General features: G+C 39.8%; 19 protein-coding genes. 12 read left to right on the forward strand and 7 right to left on the reverse strand.

Translation table 11 applies throughout. The features are described from left to right. Positions 1 to 97: 97 nt before the first annotated feature. From QXL17_02455 to QXL17_02475, 5 genes are all read left to right on the forward strand, one after another. Entirely contained in the window at positions 98 to 613 is a 516-nt protein-coding gene (locus tag QXL17_02455; protein ID MEM4257997.1) for a hypothetical protein, read from the forward strand. Between the two features lie 7 nt (positions 614 to 620). Continuing rightward, positions 621 to 1,886 (forward strand): hypothetical protein, encoded by a 1,266-nt coding sequence (locus tag QXL17_02460; protein MEM4257998.1) that lies wholly within the window; start codon positions 621 to 623, stop codon positions 1,884 to 1,886. Then, the gene (locus QXL17_02465; protein MEM4257999.1) at positions 1,883 to 5,443 is read left to right on the forward strand and encodes a hypothetical protein; all 3,561 of its coding nucleotides are present in this window, start codon (positions 1,883 to 1,885) and stop codon (positions 5,441 to 5,443) included. Before QXL17_02460 ends, QXL17_02465 begins: the two co-directional genes overlap by 4 nt. Before the next feature lie 34 nt (positions 5,444 to 5,477). Beyond that, the gene (locus QXL17_02470; protein MEM4258000.1) at positions 5,478 to 6,233 is read left to right on the forward strand and encodes a hypothetical protein; all 756 of its coding nucleotides are present in this window, start codon (positions 5,478 to 5,480) and stop codon (positions 6,231 to 6,233) included. Positions 6,234 to 6,538: 305 nt separating this feature from the next. Continuing rightward, positions 6,539 to 6,703 carry a hypothetical protein gene (locus tag QXL17_02475; protein MEM4258001.1) on the forward strand — a complete coding sequence of 55 codons (165 nt, stop codon included), beginning with the start codon at positions 6,539 to 6,541 and terminating at the stop codon, positions 6,701 to 6,703. Positions 6,704 to 6,737: 34 nt separating this feature from the next. Here the strand turns inward: QXL17_02475 and QXL17_02480 are convergent, their stop codons facing one another. From QXL17_02480 to QXL17_02505, 6 genes are all read right to left on the reverse strand, one after another. Next, positions 6,738 to 7,367, reverse strand: coding sequence for a hypothetical protein (locus QXL17_02480; protein MEM4258002.1), 630 nt, complete (start codon positions 7,365 to 7,367; stop codon positions 6,738 to 6,740). 3 nt (positions 7,368 to 7,370) lie between these two features. Continuing rightward, positions 7,371 to 8,183: a 4Fe-4S binding protein gene (locus QXL17_02485; GenBank protein ID MEM4258003.1), complete on the reverse strand. Its 813-nt coding sequence runs from the start codon at positions 8,181 to 8,183 to the stop codon at positions 7,371 to 7,373. After that, a complete protein-coding gene (locus tag QXL17_02490; GenBank protein ID MEM4258004.1) occupies positions 8,180 to 8,689 on the reverse strand; it encodes a hypothetical protein in 510 nt (169 codons plus the stop codon). The genes QXL17_02485 and QXL17_02490 overlap by 4 nt, the downstream gene beginning before the upstream one ends. Positions 8,690 to 8,720: 31 nt before the next feature. Next, positions 8,721 to 9,254, reverse strand: coding sequence for a TlpA disulfide reductase family protein (locus tag QXL17_02495; protein ID MEM4258005.1), 534 nt, complete (start codon positions 9,252 to 9,254; stop codon positions 8,721 to 8,723). Positions 9,255 to 9,270: 16 nt separating this feature from the next. Then, positions 9,271 to 9,606, reverse strand: a complete 336-nt coding sequence (gene trxA / locus QXL17_02500; GenBank protein MEM4258006.1) for a thioredoxin — start codon at positions 9,604 to 9,606, stop codon at positions 9,271 to 9,273. Positions 9,607 to 9,716: 110 nt separating this feature from the next. Next, positions 9,717 to 9,977, reverse strand: a complete 261-nt coding sequence (locus QXL17_02505) for a hypothetical protein (protein MEM4258007.1) — start codon at positions 9,975 to 9,977, stop codon at positions 9,717 to 9,719. A 163-nt stretch (positions 9,978 to 10,140) separates the two neighbouring features. Between QXL17_02505 and QXL17_02510 the strand changes: the two genes are divergently transcribed. Beyond that, a complete protein-coding gene (locus QXL17_02510) occupies positions 10,141 to 11,397 on the forward strand; it encodes an HD domain-containing protein (GenBank protein MEM4258008.1) in 1,257 nt (418 codons plus the stop codon). A gap of 193 nt (positions 11,398 to 11,590) precedes the next feature. Here QXL17_02510 and QXL17_02515 read toward each other — a convergent pair whose 3' ends face one another. Further along, positions 11,591 to 12,628: a PfkB family carbohydrate kinase gene (locus tag QXL17_02515; protein ID MEM4258009.1), complete on the reverse strand. Its 1,038-nt coding sequence runs from the start codon at positions 12,626 to 12,628 to the stop codon at positions 11,591 to 11,593. Between the two features lie 172 nt (positions 12,629 to 12,800). Between QXL17_02515 and QXL17_02520 the strand changes: the two genes are divergently transcribed. The 6 genes from QXL17_02520 to QXL17_02545 all read left to right on the forward strand — a co-directional run bounded on the left by QXL17_02520 (position 12,801) and on the right by QXL17_02545 (position 17,969). Beyond that, on the forward strand, positions 12,801 to 13,742 hold the full coding sequence (locus QXL17_02520) for a cation diffusion facilitator family transporter (GenBank protein ID MEM4258010.1): 942 nt from the start codon (positions 12,801 to 12,803) through the stop codon (positions 13,740 to 13,742). Between the two features lie 68 nt (positions 13,743 to 13,810). Continuing rightward, on the forward strand, positions 13,811 to 15,106 hold the full coding sequence (gene glyA / locus QXL17_02525; protein ID MEM4258011.1) for a serine hydroxymethyltransferase: 1,296 nt from the start codon (positions 13,811 to 13,813) through the stop codon (positions 15,104 to 15,106). A 1-nt stretch (position 15,107) separates the two neighbouring features. After that, positions 15,108 to 15,665: an adenylate kinase family protein gene (locus QXL17_02530; protein MEM4258012.1), complete on the forward strand. Its 558-nt coding sequence runs from the start codon at positions 15,108 to 15,110 to the stop codon at positions 15,663 to 15,665. 11 nt (positions 15,666 to 15,676) lie between these two features. After that, positions 15,677 to 16,312 carry a CDP-alcohol phosphatidyltransferase family protein gene (locus tag QXL17_02535; GenBank protein MEM4258013.1) on the forward strand — a complete coding sequence of 212 codons (636 nt, stop codon included), beginning with the start codon at positions 15,677 to 15,679 and terminating at the stop codon, positions 16,310 to 16,312. After that, positions 16,309 to 17,631: a GTPase HflX gene (gene hflX, locus QXL17_02540; protein MEM4258014.1), complete on the forward strand. Its 1,323-nt coding sequence runs from the start codon at positions 16,309 to 16,311 to the stop codon at positions 17,629 to 17,631. Before QXL17_02535 ends, hflX begins: the two co-directional genes overlap by 4 nt. Before the next feature lie 104 nt (positions 17,632 to 17,735). Beyond that, the gene (locus tag QXL17_02545; GenBank protein ID MEM4258015.1) at positions 17,736 to 17,969 is read left to right on the forward strand and encodes an Lrp/AsnC ligand binding domain-containing protein; all 234 of its coding nucleotides are present in this window, start codon (positions 17,736 to 17,738) and stop codon (positions 17,967 to 17,969) included. Position 17,970: the final 1 nt, after the last annotated feature.

The raw sequence follows: 17,970 nt of genomic DNA on the forward strand, positions 1-17,970 counted from the left end.
CTCCTGGTGACAACAAAACGTAATATTTATATATTATATAAATTATATTTATTTGTTATATCTTTACCTCAAAATGTGGAAAAAAGGAATAACCACTATGAAAAAAAGATATAATTCCCCGAAATTCTTTCTTACAGATACCACCGCAGTTTCAGAAGAATTTACTGCGTTACCTGCACTTGCTGTAGTCATGATCGGAATCACGCTCTTCATCCTCCTCGTCACCAACGTATATGCGGCCTACGAAACACGCATCGACAGTATCAAAAAATACCAAACTGCAGATTTTATCGCAAATAAACTTACCAATCAAAACTGTCCGTTCAGCCAGACAGCAGGAATCGTCCAGTTGACCGAATATACACAAATGAGCAGTAACCCTTTCTGGCAGAAAATCCAACAAGAATACCAAGCGGCAGGAATTGGTTTTATGCTGAGACTATCATGGACAGATACACAAGGACACCATAGCATTGATGTACCACCGTGTATCCCTTCCTTTGATCTCAACAAAGTTGGAAATCGTGTTGCTGTCAGCAGAGATGTAACTATCCAACTGAATCCAGTAACAGACTGCCCCGGAAAACTCACCATAATCACCTGGAGTGTGTAAAAATATCATGATTGTAAAAAGAAGTATACAGAGAAACACGCAGGCACTCTCTGTTATGTACGACGCAGTATTTTTCATTGTCCTCGTCAGCCTCAGTGGAGCAATACTTTTACCCGCTCTTCAAAGCAAAACCGCACTTCAAGCATCTGTCGAAAAAAAACGAGAAGAAATAGTCGACGAAACATTGCTCATGCTGATGACATCACGAGATGAATTCTTCTTACATACCTTTGCAGGATCACAACTTCAGGATATTTTAGGAGATTATAGTGGTAACTGGCTGATCAATACCAGTATTCAAGCGTTACTTGGAAAACAACTATTGCATAAAACATATGCAGATTTATGCACAGAATCACTAATCTCACAGTTAAATATATTCCACAACCGACTAAATATATTTACACAACAGTATGCTACTTTGCTAGATAAACGCATTTCGAATGTAGTTACCTATCATATTGGCTCGAAATATGCATTCAATTTAAGTCTTGTTTGGCATCCTATCCAAGGAGTACCTTTCGGCGGAGAACTGTTCATCGGACAAGAACCACCTCAGACAAACATCTATGTTGCCACATCGTATATTACCCTACCTGAGACAAAACTGACTACATGGTTAGCACAAGCAGAACAATACCTCATGGAAATGATAAAAAATAATTCGGTATTACGAAACATTCAAACCTATCTCAGCAACTTCGATACTCTCAACCAAGCAATGGTACGGGAAAATCTGACAGAACTGATTAATACGACTTTCCAAGCTGTGCTGTTTGATGGTGTGAACGTTACTATTGGTTCACACAGATATGCTTTTCCAGGGGTGATCAATACAACCATTGATTATATTTTTGATAAAATTCAAACCTCAGTCAGCAACATTCTCAATAAATCACTTGGTAAGATAACCAGTCTGCTTAACACCATTGAGAACGGCATTGATATTACGAGATCACTGGATTCATATCTGAAGAATGCCATACTTCCACTGTTAACGCAACTCATCCCTGGTTTTGATGGAAGTACTATAACAAATCTTGATGAATTGTTTAGTGTGCTAAAAACGACGGTAATTACAAAAACAAAAGAAGTTATAGATGGTGTTCTCACACCCTATATTACTATATTTGTGGACATGATTATGAATGTTCTAGGATCTACAATTGATTCGGTAGCTGAGCTTGGAGGAGAGGTTCTCGAGTTCTTCAATCAACGAGTCAACATCCTTCGAGCAGAGATACGATTAATGATTTGGGAGGCACGTTCATGATGAAAAGAAAAAATCTATTAAAAGATGATTGGGCGCGTATTCCATTTAGTATCATTGGAGTATTTTTACTCATCGGTAGTAGTATAACAACGGTGTATATCTCACAATTAGAAAATCAAAAATCAAAGGAAATCTCTACAACAATAGAGACGAACGATATAGATCCTATTGTCAAATATGTCGAAGCAGATCTTGCACGATGTTTGAACTATGCTGCTTGTAGCGCGTTGAATGAAATTGGTAAAAACCCGGTTGCTGTTCCTTTGAGTGGCACTGAATTGTATTTTGATGTGAACTACGACAATACAATCGATGAAGTTGATGTAAATATAAATCGGATGCGTGTTGATACCTACTATCTATTGAGCAAACTGGTACATGAAAATTTCAAAAACGGGCGGTATACCGCTGGTAAATATAACGTGACGGTCACCATGCCAACATCATGGCGAGAAGTAACTCTTGAAAAAAACATCATCAAATTAATGATGAGTCGCGTTCTCGATAACGGTTGTAAGAATGAATATCCAGTATATCCTGTTCTTCGAGTGAATATGTCGATTTCAGTGAATGATACGATACTTGGAAAAACGGTGTTTACTAAAAAATCGGTGATTATGACGGTTATTACAAACCGGTATCCACTCCTTGAAGAACTGACTCGTGAGTTTGATTCTCGGCTCAACGGTTCCTGGAGTTCATTTGGCATTAATTCATTGATTTTTTTGATGCCAATGACCTGGATCCATGCATGGGCACAATATAAAACAAATAAACCGCTTAACATTGTAAGTACCACATGGCTTGAATTTGTGACAAATAGCGCCCTTCTCCTCGAGGAGGGATTTGTATTTAACAGCGTTGACCCAGTAGGTCTGGTATATACTGGATTTGGGTTTGGGCGTGCTGTAGCTGAAGACATCACCATGAATCCTGACTCGCTCGAAGATATCTCTGCTACGATCTTAAGTGAACAAGTACAAAATCCGATTGGAACAAATAATTTCAAAAATAATTACGATGCCTTTGCTCGTAAATTTGGTGAAACACCTTTGACCAGTGATCAATTACAGTTTACTCCTGAGGTAAACATCAGTAAAGTCTGTAAAGAAGAAGCTGATTATATCCTTGGTGATCCTGATGGAAAAACCATCACAACCGTACTGAATGCATACTCAGCAGAGGTGTACACTAGGGTCACTCGAACAACCTATCAGCACAATCAGCGTTCAATAAACAACTCCGTTAATGCTGCGTATACTGACGACAGCTCTGAACGAGAGCGAGACGGCGAAGCACGTGCTCAAGCTGAAGCGATGGGACCGCCATGTCCTGCGTGTGGGAACTGGTCATTTGCTGGAGTCAGTTTTCAACGGATGTACACATCTCGGATCACACAAGAGTTTACAGATCTGCAAGTGAGTGAGGCGCGTTTTCAAAAAAATATTGAGTTTGATAATCGTAACGTTCCTGTCGTTCTCGGTGGCGAGTCCTGGAAGATAAAAAGAACCCAGACACAAACGTATTCTTGGACCTCGTGGTCATCCTGGACAGCAACCTGGCGTAGCGACAAAAGTTCGTGCAGCCCGTGCGCTACAACAATAATATTACCGTCAGTAGGTCACACTATTTCAAAGGATTTCTTTGATAACCAATGGGTAAATATCACTTTTGAAAGTGACGTGTTCGCTGCGCTTTCAGATGGATCAAAAAATGATATTCTCAACCCATTTACCGAAGCAAATTTTGATACATCTGTCGACCCAAATCTCAAAAAGGTGTATAAACGTGATCCAGTTCCTGGAAATTGGACGCTCCTTACTCGGTATACAACCGACAGCGGATGGCCATCTGATATGAGTTGGACCTCTGAACCTCGCAAGGAGACTCTCCGCATAAAGAGTGGTAGACTTCTTGGTGCCGACAAACGATATCCAAAAGCAATTAACCCTGAAAGATACCAATACCAGTATGTATTGTATCCAGAGTGGTTATACAGTAAAATCAGTGCGGTTATCATCGATTGGATGAACCGTATTCCTCAGCAGATTAAAACAACTAAAACCGTTGACCAAAATACCTCCCCTGATGTCCTAGAACAAACGATATCCTCTACGCTGTTCTCACTCTGGAATTCAAAGAGAAGTAGCTGGAATGCCGAACTTGCTTCAACATATAAAACAGGATCAAAGTATACAAGCACTGCTGCGAAAGTGATGTACTACCTCCTAATGCGGTATCTCGACCGAATCGAGGCAAAAGTTTCTGGGATGAGCCTCCAAAATACAATAGAAAACAGTATCAACGAGGCATTCACCCAAGCTGGAATCAACGATTGTTCATATAGCCAACTGAAGGATGCCGCAGCCAGTGCAAAATCGTTGACTGAGTTGTTACTCCCGCGTTTTCCGTTGGCGTTTGTCATGAATCTAACCGCTCCCTACATCCCATCAAATCCCTACAGTAGCTGGACTGAACCATTCCAATGTGCAGTTGTTCACGAGCCGTCGTTTCTTAGCAAACCAAACTATGAGAAGTATTACACCCCCTCAGGTGAACATGGGAACGAACAGAAATGTAAACTACGGTACCAGAACATTAATCTGTTTAGCCCTGGCGCTGGAATCAACGATCTGATCGATAAAGGATTTGATGCAGTAAATACTATGGTCTGCAGTGCACTCGACACTGGTTTTACAAAGCTTGATGAAATCGCAGCTGCAGCAAACACAACAGTTAAAAATCAGGTTCAACAGGCTTTAGACAACATCACGAACGAGATCCATCGGCAGCTTCTTGCAAATCTGAGCAATAAGATCACCCAATCATTGGAGAAAAGTGCAACGATGATGCATTTAAATATAAGCATTCAGCGTCTCAATATACCATCGATTGTTTCAACTGTCCTTGGACAGAGTAAAGATAACGGAAACCCAAGATATGCTCATGATTTGAACATATCACAACATGCGATTAATATCAGCAGTAGAATCCAACAGCAGATAGGTAATCAATATAGCTATCTATCAACTGAAATAAAAAATGAAATCATGAGTGTTATTGATAAGCAGGTGCTGAGCGTGTATACAAAAGTTGTATCTGATACTATCAATAACTCCAAAGAAAAATTAAAACAAGAATTTGGCGTGCTGAGTAGTAAACTCCAGAAATGGGCAAACAACCAACTATCCAAATTAATAAGTTCGTTTATCCCGGCAGGGCTTCCTTTGTTACTGCCTATCGGTTGGATCATGACGCTCAACGTATGGTATATCGACGTGAGCGGACAGATACCGTTCTTCCAGGTGAGCGACAGCTATGATGAAACCATGGCACATCCCTTCTGGGGACATACAGCACAGGAGTACACCCGGAGGTATATGCCGGTTTTTATTGATCTTAATGGTGATGGACAACCTGAATATCTCATTGGACATAATCGACCGATTGATTTTGAATATAAAACTGCGACCTGTGCAATTGTACCCGGTAAAAACAAGGTTACCGGCATGGGTGATCGCATTGGAGGATGGGATGAAACATCATCATATCCATAAAAATCAACAACCACTCTAAGTACCAGGAGAGTCTATGAACAATCAGAAGAAAAACCTCCTGCTCATGTGCATGATAAGCATAGTGCTCGTGAGTTCGGTATCTACCACAACAGCGTATAGAGATGAACGAATATCAGTTTATTTTTATTTCACATGGATGAATGATGATGGAACATGGCATGAATGGCATAACGTCAGCAAAGAGGGCTATATCGAGGACCAAATCCTTCAAATTGGACAGCCGATCAAATGTAAGATCATCGTGACACCGCATGTTCGATGTATTTTTACAATAGAATTATCAGAAATCGGGACTCCACATGCCTATGATTTATTAGAAGGTACCTATGATGCAGCGAAACCAGGAACAGGATTTATGGTTTTTGAAAATCAGGAGCAAATAGACGACCAAAAACAAGTATTTAAAGACTATAACATCCCGCTCTATCACCAACCACAATATCTGCTCATCAATGAACCGCTCGAGTATACCTGGGTTTTACGGCCGAATGCTAACTGGTCATGTGAAGGTTGTAGCGGTGCACCACTCAACTGTGACTTTGTTGCCCAAAATTTCAAAAAAGGTGAAAACGTTATCATTGGTGTGTCCTTTGCTGTTCCCATTATCAGGGGATACTGGACTGGCCCAACGTACCACCCAAGCAATGCAGCAAATACCAAAAACAATCCCCAAGAAAGTACGAGCACGCCAGGATTTGATCTGTTCATACTCATTATCTCACTTGTTACTTTTCTAATCATCCTACGACAGACATGCCGAAACCGATAAAAACAGGTGTTTCTCAGCACCTGCATAGCAGCTCTCATCACCATCTCTATATCTCTGAATCGATAGAGTACCAAATTCGTAAGGTGACAATTTCTAATTGTATTTCTTGAAAAGTTACGTTTCAACAAAAACAGACGCCAAGGAAAAAATGTACCGTTCCGAAATGCACATCTGAAAAAGTGTACTGTTCAACAGATATACGCTATGACTGATGATCCTGAAAAAATCAACGTTCCAACACCGAAAACTATATAATCCATACAAACCTAATAGTATTAACAAGTGTTAAATGAGGGATTAAAACTATGAAAGTGGTTCTCTGTAATGATGGAGTATGTATTCCTCCAAAATGCCCGGTTGTTGACATTCGCGACGACCGTGTCATCATTGGTGAAAAAAACAATGTTTGTACCTTAACCAAAGAGCAATTTAACATTCTGAAACAAAAGATCAAAAACGGCGAAATATAACACAAACCTGATTTCGCCCACCTCACTTCTTTTTTTAATGATGAAAGCCAACCCTGTTTTGATGATACAGCTCAACAGCATCACGCACAACATCTGATAATAACATACGTCGTTCCTCATTGGTCCCTTTTCCCAACGTCCCATACAACGTAGCAAAAAAGGGTTTAACATCACCATGATCATACCCAAGGGTAACAACAGTAAACATGGGAATACCTTGTACATCTTGAGTGTCATAAATACGCTGAGATGCTCGTAACCGCTCGGTTGTATGATGAATATTAATATAGATAAAGGTAATATTCGTATCAAAAAGTCGGACTGTTGTTGAAAACATATCCTGCTTCCCGAACTCAACTGAAAACAACTCTTTGATTACCGGATACATAATATCACAGCCAAGACAGGAATCACCACTGTAATGAAGAAAAACTACCCCCTGAGAAAGATTCTGAACAACGAAATCAGGATGCGACATACTATCAACCGTGTTAAAACTAAAATTAACTGTGGTTTTTGGTTGCAATTTCAAACAACTCAAACAGAGTACCTGTACAATACCCTCATATACTTCAGAATACACCGGAGTTGCAAACAGCATCCCTACAAACAATGCTGAAACAACAACCAGTGCAGTTATTTGAACAACCAGTATTTTTTTCATGATCTACATCCTCTCAAAGGTGATGAGTTTTTTCGGACAAGTACTCACGCATTTTCCACAGAGAATACATTCAGGATCGCGGTGCATCGTTGGCACGTCAATACCCATCGGACACTGCAATGAACACATATGACAATGAACACAATCTTCTTTATGAACTTCAACATGGAGAAAACTTATTTTATTAAACACTGCAAAAAAAGCTCCAAGTGGACAGAAATAGCGACACCAACCCCGCTCAACCACAAAAATCAAGATGATAAACAAAATAAAAATAACCAAGGCAACAGGGAAGAAAAAATTTGGGACAAACTTTCCAGGATACAAAATAAGAACAGGGACTGTTCCCGTCAGAAAACCAACCGGACAAATATCAGTAAAAATAAAACCAAGGAGATAGGAGGTAGCGAAAACAAGGCCAATAAGAACACCATATTTTGTATACCGGAGATACTGTTCACATCGATGTTTACCGATGGTTTGAATCAGCCTAAATTTTTTTAACTTCCGTGCGAAACGTCCAGTACCACGTTGCAACAAACCAATCGGACATGCCCAACCACACACTGCTCGGCCAGTGGTTATACCAAAAAATCCAAGAATGAGAAAAGGATACAAAAACAACCGCCATGCAAAACTACCTTTATCAACACTTTGCTCAAATGCACGAAGCGGACATGCTGCTGATGCAGCAGGACAAGCATGACAGTAAAAAAAAGGAAAACAAAAACCGGTTTTAACACCAAGTGCACCAAGATTCGCTGAAAAAAACAAAAAAATTTGAGTAATCAACCGTTGGAATTGTAATCGCATCATTTTCTCTTTGTATACAAGAAAGTTATCAGCACAACAAGACTAACTGCTCCCACGTATAGCAGTAGTTCAAAAGCTGGTGTTTTATTATCTGTTGGAGTATTGCCATCCGATTTTGGCACTAGATCACGATTGATGTCAGAGGTCTTTTGCCAACCTTGTTCACTATGAACAATAGCTGCATAAGTAATATAGGTTGCATCCCCATGTGTTAACGACACCGTTGCTCGATATGTCCCAGGAGCAACCTCAGTCATAGATGTATTCTGTGGCGTGTAACAAACACCAGTATTTTTATTACATTCCTGGACAAAAAGATAGACGCCGTGTATTTGTTCTCCAGTTACATCAACGGTAAAGGTTACTGATGATTGAACGGCTGGTGCTTCTGGACTGACCTGTATTTCACCAATCGTCGGTGGCGCTGCAGAAACCACACTCGAAAGTATCGCGATCATCGCAATAATCACGCCAGACAATACTGCTTTTTTTTCAAACTGGATATTCATACTCATTCATTCTCCTTTTGAAACCTTAGGATTATTTTAGTTTTTCATCAATTTTTGAAGCAAGCGTTGCGTAGGATTCATAACCAACGTGTGAATAATAAATGTTTCCTTTTTGATCCAAAAGATACAAACTTGGAACACCCTGCGGGGCGTAGAGTGTTCGAATCGCCCCCTGTGAATCATCAACACCAAATATCCAATCAAGGACAATCCCATACTGTTCAAACGTATCAAGCATGTTGTTGATCATATCAACGGTCTCTTGATTCATCCAGACATCAATTGATACAATCACCACAGAATTTTTTGAATAATTCTCAGAAATCTTTTTCAGTTCAAGCATCTGATACCAACAGGGCTGACAATTTACCGCCATTAAATCAAGAACAACGATTTTTCCAGCAAAATCGGCCAACGAACGAGTACGACCATCAAGAGTAGTAAAAACAATATTTTCAGCATACTCAGTGGTTTTATCAGAATTGATACAACCACTAAGCATCCCAAGAATACTGACAGACATCACTAGAAAAAAAGATATCAAACGAGTGCTGCTCCGTATCATTGTCCATCCAAAACCATCAGAGTTTCTGGGTTAACCGATGTTTCAATTGATCCTTAGGCAGCGCACCAACAATACGATCAACCAACGAACCATTTTTAAAAACTAACAACGTCGGAATACTCATAATTTGATGCTGAGCTGACACCAACGGATTTTCATCAACATTAAGTTTACCAAAAACAATTTTTCCCTGCATCTCCTTAGCAAGCTCTTCAATAACCGGTCCAATCATACGACATGGACCGCACCAGGGTGCCCAACAGTCAACCACAATCGATGGGTATTTTTTTACTGTTGCATCAAAATCACCATCAGTGATGTGCAACGGTGTATTTGGCCATTTTTGTTCCATTTTTTTTCCTCCATAAAGATATTGCTTTCTGATCTGTTCATATTTTTTCTTTCTGAGTTCCTCTAACTCATCCATAAGATGTTGAGATGGACATTGTACTATATAAGTGTTCATCCTTGAGTGTCTTGAATCCACTTCCGAATCCGCAGATAGCCAAGATGCTTTTTTCCATCAACCCATAGAATCGGGGCGGTGATTTGAAGATCATCAAAAACATGATATTCTTTTGCCAGGGCAACATCTGATTCAGTCCACGATGAGAAGTCATGGGGAAAGGTTATCACCTCAACATCGGTTCTGTTTACCAAGAGTTCTTTTGTCTGACTGCATTTTGCACATTGTTCAAGGCAAAATAATATTTTTTTTTCCATACAGATAACCCGCGAGAAACAGTTCGAGCTGTATACAACCATGATTCTTTTTTTGCTATTTGAACGTTCTTATACCTTTGTTTAACAAAAAAATGTTGTTGGAAAACAATGTATAAAAAAACTATATGAACCATTGCCACATATTCTGTTCTCAGAAACAGATATGAATGACCAAGTAAAAATCGTCCGAGATCCTATCCATGGAAACATAAAAGTTGAAGATATCTTTAACGAACTCCTTGAAACTAGAGAATTACAACGATTGTATAATATCAAACAGCTCGGGTTTGCCCATCTTGTTTTTCCTGGGGCACATCACACACGCCTAGAACATTCACTTGGAACATATAATATCGCTGCACAAATCGTTGAAATCTTACAACTCACATATGAAGAAAAACAGTTAGTTAAATGTGCAGCATTACTCCATGATATTGGCCATGGTCCGTTTTCCCATACTCTCGAATCGATTCTTATCGAAAAATTCAATGTTGATCATGTTGATCTTACAGAAAAACTCATACGAGGGGCGTACGACATCTTTAAAAAAGAAGAACAACAATTCATTGAAACAACCTCAGTGCATCAAATACTTACAAAATATACTATTGACCTCGATGCGTTATGTTCTATCATCCGTGGAGTTTTTCTAAAAAAACCATACCTCAGCCAACTCTTGAACAGTACAATTGATGTCGATCAGCTCGATTATCTCATGCGTGATGCATACTACACAGGAGTTGCGTACGGCATGATTGACGTTGATCGACTGCAACAGACTCTGCTCATTTTCAACGACAATCTAGCAGTACAACGAAAAGGTGTCAATGCTGTAGAAAACATACTCATGGCACGAGGACTCATGTACTCCTCAGTCTATTTTCACAAAACTGTTAGAATCGCAGAAATCATGCTATCGAAAGCAATCGAATTTCTCGAACATGTCGAACCATTCTCTTTTTTCAGAATGACCGACGGAGAAATCATCGAATGGCTCAAACAACAAGGTCGATATCAACAAGAAATTGTAACTCGTTTAAAGTACCGGCATTTGTTCAAACAAGCATTTATGCTTCCCTCAACAGATCACAACCAACAACACACTGACCTTATCAGAAACCTTGAAGACTCGCGAAAAAGACATGAAAAAGAACGAGAATTTGAACAAAAACTCGGCATTCCTCATGGTCACGTCATCATCGATATCCCCTTACCCGAACTGCAACGATCAGAACCACGTATTCAAAAAACAGATATCAGAATCGTCGATGATACCACAGTACATACGCTTGATGAGTTTACACCGATCGCGCAGGCGATACGTTCACGAATCGCTCCTGATTGGAAACTTATGATTGTAACTGATGAGCGATATCGAGAAAAAGTATCCGGTCATGCTGAAAAAATACTTTTCTCTTGAGAATAAAGGAGAGAATGGGGAAGATCGAAGGTGGTGAGGAGAGATTCAAAAAGTTCAAGTCTCCCCCATTCTACCCTAATGCATAAGGAGAGACAGTATATAAATTTTTTTATAGAATAAAAATTCTTTCTATATTTAAGTGTTTATAAATGTTATTATTTATATTCAAAGTTATGAAAATTGTAAAAATTTTTTATATCTGTTGAAGAAACTGAAGTATCTCTTCAATATCCGCATGATGTGGAGTTTTTGAAGAAATATAATACCCTGCATAGGCATTGGCGAAGAACAACCGCTCTTGAGCAGAAAAACCATGCAACTCTGCAAAGATATCACCTGCATTCCATGCATCACCTGCCCCAGTTAATCTATAAATCGTAGGAACTGAAAGAACAGGTACACACGTAAAAGAATCACCATAGGAACATGAAAAATCTGCGGTGTGAATATCAAGACGCGCAGAAATATGTTGTTTGAACATCTTTGCAGCTCTGAGGATATCCTCTTGTTGGGCTTTTTTTAGTTTACTGAGATGCATAAATTCATTTTCATTTAAACCAAAAATATCGAGATTATGACTCGTCACAACATGTTTCATCAAATGTGAAAGGTCCTGGAGTCTTGGCGAAGGATCACCGCAATCAAAAAATGTGGTAACACCTTCTTTCTTTGCATACGAAAAAACCTCTGAAGCAAGAGATGTACCATATGCATTTAGATTCCAATTGACAACACACACCATGGAACACTGTTTGATAAGTGCCAAATCATTTTCATCAAGAAGTGAAAATGAAAAATCTGCGACAGATCCTGGATCACCAAGCATAACATTTGCTGCATCCTTTTGAAATTCTAATGCTGTAGTTAAGGCTATCTTTCCATCAGTTTTCACATGTGATAAATCAACACCATGCTTCCCAAGAAAAAAGTCTAACAAATGATATCCTAAAGGATCGGTCCTACAAATCAAATATGAAGCAATTCCGAGACGCGCAAGTGCAAGTGCAGTGTTTGCTGCATTACCTCCCTGCGAAATACTTTGAGCAACACCAGGGATATTACCACCACCTTGCAATCTTTTTTGATCAGCCTGCGACACAAAATGTGCCCATGAGTCATAAACGACAAAATGATCAACAAAAAAATCTGGAAGTAACACCACAGCCCTATCTTGCTTCCGGGGAATCTGCTGTAACCGTTCGATAACCTGTTTTTTCAACACATCATCCATATCGAAACCTTCAAGTTAGTAGAGGATATTCAACAGTGTAATACGAAGAAACCTTTCAAGTTTTCCTTTTTCAAAAACCTGCCGAAATCACATTCATTAAACAGCAGGTACCAAACAAAATACCCTAAACATAAACCTTTTGTAGCTCTATCGTCTTACTTTCTTTACGTCGATGGAAAAAAAAGTTTTTCTCAAACAACCTGAAAATATAGCCGCATTAACCACCTTGACTCTGATGGGACTTGGTGGAATTCAAATCTTTTTAGGAGAAAACGTCTCACAAAGTGTCGCATTAACCGCAAACGGCATCGACTGTATCGGAGATGCTTTTGTATCGGGTGTTGTGTGGATTGGATTACGCTATTTAAAAAAACCAGAAGATCACCGATTTCATTTTGGATATTACAAAATAGAAAATCTTGCGTCGATTATCGCTGCAGTAATCATGCTCATCCTTGCAGGATATATCTTTTATCAATCGTATCAACAACTCATGAACCCCCGACCAATCATGCTGCCATTTCTTGGTGCAAGTATTGCTTTTATCGCTGCGTTTATCGCATGGGGTTTTGGGATTTCAAAATATATCAATGGGAAGAAAACAAAGTATAGTTCAATCAAACTTGATGCTATTAACACGCTTAAAGATGGAACAACCTCCTTTCTTGCAGGTATTGCATTAATCTTTGGATCCTTTGGTATCACTCTTGCTGATGCTGTGATTGGTTTTATCATCGCGGGCATCATTGTTACCATAGGGTTTGCAGCAATCAAAGAATCAAGTTCGATGCTCGTTGATGCATGTGATGGAGATTGTGTTGCCTACGGTTTGCTCATTAAAAATCTTGCTGAACGTATTCCTGGTGTGCAAGCAGCTCGTTTAATTCGACTCCGTCGAACAGGACCTGTGATCCAAGGAGAACTTGAGATATCAGTATCTGGTGATATGCCTGTAAAAGAGCTGTATATCATTAAGCAAAAGATAGTACAGCTTACTCAGCAAAAAATACCTGAACTCCAACGACTTACTATCTCATCACTACCCGATCATCACAATAGAAACCATGAAACAATCCCCGAAGAATCAAATAAAAAAAGAGACATAGACACATAAAGAACCTGTTAAAGTACGCCATTATCTTTTTATGAACATCAGGGATACAACCCTACGGAGACAATCATATGACATACTATACTGAAGTTGAATATATCAGAAAGCAGGCGATGAAAAATAACCAATTCTACGCTGAATCACTCCCGATGATTGCAAGTGAAAATATTCTATCACCATTATGCCGAGAGATGCTCATCACCGATTTTCATGGACGATACGCAGAAGGAACACCACACAACCGATATTACCAAGGATGCAAATATTTTGATCTCGTTGAAGAAAAAGCAATAGAACTTGCACAAAAACTCTTCAACTGCTCCTATGCAGACGTTCGACCAACTGCAGGAACAACCGCAAATCTCGCAATCCTAAAAGCGCTGATAAAACCAGGAGAAACCGCAGTTGTTTTAGATCTTGCAAACGGCGCCCATATCTCCTTTGGGAAGTGGGGTGCTGCTGGTGTTCGAGGAATCAACCTCATCTCATATCCCTTTAATGACGAAATCATGAACATTGACGTCGACGGTGCAGTAAAACTCATCAAACAGGTAAAACCAACACTCGCGTTGAACGGCCAATCAGTCTTCTTATTCCCAAGTCCAATAAAAGAACTCGCCGAAGCAGCACATGAGGTTGGAGCATACCTCATCTACGACGCAGCTCATGTCCTTGGACTAATTGCAGGAAAACAATTCCAAGATCCACTCAGAGAAGGCGCAGATGTGATGAGCGGAAGCACCCATAAAACCTTACCTGGACCCCAAGGAGGTATGATCCTGTCTAATCATGCAGGTGACACTGAAGAGGATAAATCATTTCTCAGAAAACTCAGTTTTGGTGTTTTCCCAGGAATCACCTCATCGTATCACCTCCACCATGTCGCAGCAAAAGCAATAGCATTTGCAGAACATTTAGAGTACGGTGAAGCATATGCACGACAAACCATAAAAAATGCACAAAGCCTTGCACAAGCACTCCATGAAGAAGGATTTAACGTATTCGGTGAAAAATTAGGATTCACAAAATCCCATCAAGTCCTTGTTTCAATCGGGCCGAAAAAAGGAAAAGAAGCAGCGCAAAAACTCGAAGAAGCAGGCATTATCACAAACTTTAATACTATCCCTGGTGACACTGACCCGATGAACCCCTCAGGTCTCAGACTGGGCACACCTGAACTAACAAGAATCGGTATGAAAGAACAAGAAATGAAAGACATTGCAACCTTTTTTGCACGAATACTGCTTAAAAAAGAAGACCCGAAAAAGATCAAAGAAGCAGTAAAAACATTCCGCGCTGAGTATCAAGAAATCCACTACTGCTTCACAAAAGGATTCCGGGGTTATGACTATCATAAGTTGATATAACATGTTGGTTGCACTTAGTGGAACACCAGGAACTGGTAAAACAACGATAGCAACTCGTTTGCAGCACTCTGGATACCAGATATATAATCTCAATGAGCTTGCATTTAAAAACAACTTTATCCTCGGTGTTGATACGAAACGCCAAGCAAAAATTCTCGACATCCCGAAACTAAACCGATATATCAAGAACGTATTTTCTTCAAGAGAAAATATCATTATATTTGAAGGACTCGCAACCCATCTCTTGAAATGCATGCAGTATATTATTATCCTCCGATGTCATCCACAGGAGCTTACCCGGCGGTTACAACAACGGCAGTGGAGCCGAGAAAAAATCAAAGAAAATGTTGAAGCAGAAACCCTTGACATTATCCTCTGTGAGGCAACTGAACTCCACCCAGAACAACATATTTTTGAAATCGATACGACAGCACAATCTGTTGAAGCATGCACCCAGGCAATCCTTGAAATTATCCACAACAACTTCAAACCGATAGAAAAATATACCATAGGTACAATTGACTGGTCAGAAGAAATCCTCAACGACTATAAAATCTAAGTGAGACGTACATGGTACTTGACAAAAAAAGAGAAAATATTGATCCATTACTCACTAAAATCGCACACTATGGTACAGGTATCCCCCCTGACGTTTTCACCTGGCTTGCGCTTATCTGTGCACTCATATCAGGTATTTTTTTCTATTTTTCAACACCAACCTCTGAACTTGACAACTACTTTCTTTTTATCGCAGCGTTTTTTGTTTTTCTCAATGGTTTTCTAGACGCGCTCGATGGAAAAGTCGCAAAACTAACTGGAAAAGCATCAGCTCGAGGAGATTTCCTTGACCATGCCCTCGACCGATATGCAGACGTCTTCATAGTTGGTGGACTTGCCCTCAGTGTCTGGTGCCGGCCAAGTGTTGGACTGCTGGCAATGATCGGAATGCTTCTCACCAGTTACATGGGAACCCAAGCACAGGCAATCGGTCATAAAAGAGACTATTCAGGACTCCTTGGACGAGCAGATCGACTTGCCCTCCTCATGATCTTCCCGATACTGCAACATATCATGCTTCGAATCCCCGTGCAACTCCCATTCAACCTCACCGTACTTGAACTTATTCTCCTGTATTTTGCAGTCGTTGGAAATATTACCGCAGTACAACGTTTTTACAGCACCCTCCGATGGCTTCAGAGACCATGAAACAAGAATCAAAAAACGCAATTATCATCTCTACAGCTGAAGACACTGCTGAGCTTTGTCAACTCGCACACACTCTTGGATACGACGTTGGTAAAATTTTTATCCAAAAAAGAGACACACCAGATACGAATTACTATATTGGATCTGGAAAAGTCCAAGAGGTACATGACTTTATAGAACATGCTGATCATCCGATTGATCTCATCATTGTCAATGGTGAACTCAAACCATCACAATGGTTTTCACTTGAAAAAAAATTCAAAAAAGAAGTTTACGACAGGATCCGACTAATTCTTGCTATTTTTGAAAAACATGCAAACCGCCGCGAAGCAAAACTTCAGGTAAAACTCGCTCAACTTGAATATGAACGACCGTACGTCCGCGAACTCATTCATCGAGCAAAAGCAGGAGAACATCCTGGGTATATGGGTGGTGGTGAATACCCGGTTGCTGATTACTATGAAATGATCAAAAAACAAATGAAAAACATTCGAAACGAGCTTGAAAAAATCAGAACCACTCGCCAGCTCCATCGGCAGACACGATATACCAGCGGTTTTTACCTTGTCTCACTAGCAGGATATACCAATGCTGGCAAAAGCAGTCTTCTGAACGTTCTTGCACAAGAACATGTTTTTGTTGAAGATCAATTATTCTCAACCCTTTCAACTACAACCAGGAAGATTCCTCAGAACATGAAATACAAAAACATTCCACTGCTCCTTACGGACACCGTTGGTTTTATTGAAAATCTTCCTGCCGTCATCATTGATGCGTTCCACTCAACCCTAGAAGAAATCCAACTTGCTGATGCAGTAATTCTCGTTGTCGATAGTAGCGAACCAAAAAGGAGTGTGGAAAGAAAACTAAACGTATCCCTCCAAGAACTCCACGAGCTCGGTGTTACCGCACCGATTATTCTAGCGTTCAACAAAATCGACCTCATCACTGAAACTGAACTGAACGATCTGATTAAACATCTTGAAGAACAACACTACTTAACACAGAAAAAATATGTTGCGATCTCAGTACAACAGCAACAAGGACTCACGACGCTACTTGACGTGCTCTACAGTGTTCTTCCCCACGATGTACTTTTAACCCTTGAACTCCCGAACACCAGCGAAACCCATTCATTTATATCTGAATTGTATACAAAAACCTTTGTTACTGATATTCGATACAGTAAAACCGTAGTGATAACAGTAAGATGTAGTATGAAAATACAAGATAAAATCATTGCAGACTGCAACAAACTGAACGGAAAAATTCAAGAGCACAACTACGAACCCACCAGTAAAAGATACTCGAAACAGTAATACCACCAAGAGCTAGCGTATAGATAAACAAAGATTTTCTGAAAAGTCTTTAATAAACTTTATATTACATAAGGCTATAACGGGATGTTAGAGGTAGGAATATTATGGCTATAGGTTTCGTACTAATAAGTGCAGCACCTGCACATGAACATGAGGTCTATAACAAACTATCAAAAGTACCACAAATCATTGAACTTCACCCGTTATTTGGGGAATATGATCTTATTGCCAAAATTGAAGCAGAAGACTTTGAAACCCTTGGAGAGATCGTTGTTAATAAAATCAGATCAATTCCTGGTGTCATCGATACAAAAACACTGACTGGGACGAAATTTTAAG

The organism is Candidatus Thermoplasmatota archaeon (genome assembly GCA_038884455.1).
Lineage (GTDB): Archaea > Thermoplasmatota > E2 > DHVEG-1 > DHVEG-1 > JAWABU01.

Excerpts from the sequence above, each read along its gene's own strand:
- QXL17_02490 (MEM4258004.1), bottom strand. The coding sequence starts at position 8,689 with ATGAATATCCAGTTTGAAAAAAAAGCAGTATTGTCTGGCGTGATTATT.
- QXL17_02455 (MEM4257997.1), top strand. The coding sequence starts at position 98 with ATGAAAAAAAGATATAATTCCCCGAAATTCTTTCTTACAGATACCACC.
- QXL17_02460 (MEM4257998.1), top strand. The coding sequence starts at position 621 with ATGATTGTAAAAAGAAGTATACAGAGAAACACGCAGGCACTCTCTGTT.
- QXL17_02485 (MEM4258003.1), bottom strand. The coding sequence starts at position 8,183 with ATGATGCGATTACAATTCCAACGGTTGATTACTCAAATTTTTTTGTTT.
- QXL17_02465 (MEM4257999.1), top strand. The coding sequence starts at position 1,883 with ATGATGAAAAGAAAAAATCTATTAAAAGATGATTGGGCGCGTATTCCA.
- QXL17_02475 (MEM4258001.1), top strand. The coding sequence starts at position 6,539 with ATGAAAGTGGTTCTCTGTAATGATGGAGTATGTATTCCTCCAAAATGC.
- QXL17_02495 (MEM4258005.1), bottom strand. The coding sequence starts at position 9,254 with ATGATACGGAGCAGCACTCGTTTGATATCTTTTTTTCTAGTGATGTCT.
- QXL17_02535 (MEM4258013.1), top strand. The coding sequence starts at position 15,677 with ATGGTACTTGACAAAAAAAGAGAAAATATTGATCCATTACTCACTAAA.
- trxA (MEM4258006.1), bottom strand. The coding sequence starts at position 9,606 with ATGGAACAAAAATGGCCAAATACACCGTTGCACATCACTGATGGTGAT.
- QXL17_02470 (MEM4258000.1), top strand. The coding sequence starts at position 5,478 with ATGAACAATCAGAAGAAAAACCTCCTGCTCATGTGCATGATAAGCATA.
- QXL17_02530 (MEM4258012.1), top strand. The coding sequence starts at position 15,108 with ATGTTGGTTGCACTTAGTGGAACACCAGGAACTGGTAAAACAACGATA.
- QXL17_02545 (MEM4258015.1), top strand. The coding sequence starts at position 17,736 with ATGGCTATAGGTTTCGTACTAATAAGTGCAGCACCTGCACATGAACAT.
- QXL17_02480 (MEM4258002.1), bottom strand. The coding sequence starts at position 7,367 with ATGAAAAAAATACTGGTTGTTCAAATAACTGCACTGGTTGTTGTTTCA.
- QXL17_02520 (MEM4258010.1), top strand. The coding sequence starts at position 12,801 with ATGGAAAAAAAAGTTTTTCTCAAACAACCTGAAAATATAGCCGCATTA.
- QXL17_02510 (MEM4258008.1), top strand. The coding sequence starts at position 10,141 with ATGAATGACCAAGTAAAAATCGTCCGAGATCCTATCCATGGAAACATA.
- hflX (MEM4258014.1), top strand. The coding sequence starts at position 16,309 with ATGAAACAAGAATCAAAAAACGCAATTATCATCTCTACAGCTGAAGAC.
- QXL17_02515 (MEM4258009.1), bottom strand. The coding sequence starts at position 12,628 with ATGGATGATGTGTTGAAAAAACAGGTTATCGAACGGTTACAGCAGATT.
- QXL17_02505 (MEM4258007.1), bottom strand. The coding sequence starts at position 9,977 with ATGGAAAAAAAAATATTATTTTGCCTTGAACAATGTGCAAAATGCAGT.
- glyA (MEM4258011.1), top strand. The coding sequence starts at position 13,811 with ATGACATACTATACTGAAGTTGAATATATCAGAAAGCAGGCGATGAAA.